This is a genomic window from Kitasatospora sp. NPDC094015, from assembly GCF_040304075.1.
Taxonomy (GTDB): domain Bacteria; phylum Actinomycetota; class Actinomycetes; order Streptomycetales; family Streptomycetaceae; genus Kitasatospora.
The window spans coordinates 1-1,589 of sequence record NZ_JBEOUL010000085.1 but is presented as its reverse complement, the minus strand read 5'-3'; the positions used below and the strand labels follow the sequence as shown (position 1 = coordinate 1,589).

The 1,589-nt window shown below is 71.1% G+C and carries 1 protein-coding gene; it reads left to right on the top strand.

The genetic code is table 11. The features are described from left to right. Positions 1–78: 78 nt before the first annotated feature. Positions 79–1,589 (top strand): sensor histidine kinase (locus ABT014_RS34460; RefSeq protein WP_350643804.1); only part of this gene is annotated, 1,511 nt, incomplete at its 3' end.

Genomic DNA, 1,589 nt, shown 5'->3' with positions numbered 1-1,589 from the left:
CATTCATTGTCGGGCGACCTCTACAGTGTTGGGCTGCGCCGTTTTGAGGGCGCCCTGTCACAGCGGAGGGGTTCGGACATGACCGGCGACGAGGCGCTGCCACGCACGCGGTGGTTCGCCACCTGGACGACCAGACGGTGGCTGCGCGTCGGCGCGGCGGTCTCGCTCACCCTGCTCACCCTGCTCGGACTGACCGGGGCCTGGATCCTGCAGCGGACCCAGACCCTCAGCACCGACCTGGTCGACGTGCGCTCCCCGGCCTCCTCCACCGCGTTCCGGCTGGAATCGGCATTGCTCGACCAGGAGACCGGGATCCGCGGCTACAGCCTGACGGGCTCGCCGGAATTCATCACCCCGTACGATCAGGGCCGCGGCGAGCAGGAGACCGATATCCGCAAGCTCGCGGACCTGTTGCAGGACGACAGCGCGGCGCTGGAGGACCTGGCCCGCGTGCAGGCGGCCGTCGCGACCTGGCAGGCGACGGTTGCCGAGCCGATCGCCGCCGCGCCGCCCGGCTCGCCCGCACCGGCGGCCACCGCCCTCGCCGCCGAGGGCAAGGCGGCCTTCGACGACGTGCGGGCCGCGCTCGGCAGCCAACAGGACCGGCTCATCGCCGAGCGCACCCGCGCCCGGGACGACCTGATGTCCACCCTGGCCGTCCGGAACTGGGTCTTCGGCGCGATCGCGGCCCTGATCGTGCTGCTCACCGCGGTCGCCTTCGAGGGGCTGCGCCGGGGCATCACCAGGCCGCTGGACCGCCTCGGCGCGGACGCCCGCACCATCGCCACCGGCACCTTCGAGCACCCCATCACCCCGACCGGCCCCGCCGACCTGCGCCGCCTGGGCTCCGAGGTCGAGTTCATGCGCCGCCGCCTGGTGCGGGAACTGGCCTTCACCGAGCAGGCCCGGCTGCGCCTGGACGCCCAGGCCGCCGACCTCCAGCGCTCCAACACCGAGCTGGAGCAGTTCGCCTACGTCGCCTCCCACGACCTCCAGGAGCCGCTGCGCAAGGTCTCGAGCTTCACCCAGCTGCTCAAGCGGCGCTACGGCGGCCAGCTGGATGAGAAGGCCGACCAGTACATCGAGTTCGCGGTCGACGGCGCCAACCGCATGCAGGTCCTGATCAACGACCTGCTCGACTTCTCCCGGGTCGGGCGGCTGCACCACGCCCACCAGGACGTCGACCTGGACGGGGTGCTGGAACAGACCCTGGGGACGCTGAGCGTCGGCATCGAGGAGGCCGGTGCCGTGATCAGCCACGACCCGCTGCCGACCCTGGTCGCCGACCCCACCCAGATGGGGATGCTCTGGCAGAACCTGATCGGCAACGCGGTCAAGTTCCGCCGCCCGGGCCAGGAGCCGCAGATCCACGTCACGGCCGAGCGCGAAGGTGCGCTGTGGCGGTTCTCGGTCACCGACAACGGCATCGGCATCGCGCCGGAGTTCGCCGACAAGGTCTTCCTGATCTTCCAGCGGCTGCACACCAAGGACGCATACTCCGGGAGCGGCATCGGCCTGGCGATGTGCAAGAAGATCGTCGAGTTCCACGGCGGCACGATCGCCGTCGACCCCGAGTACCGGGACGGCGC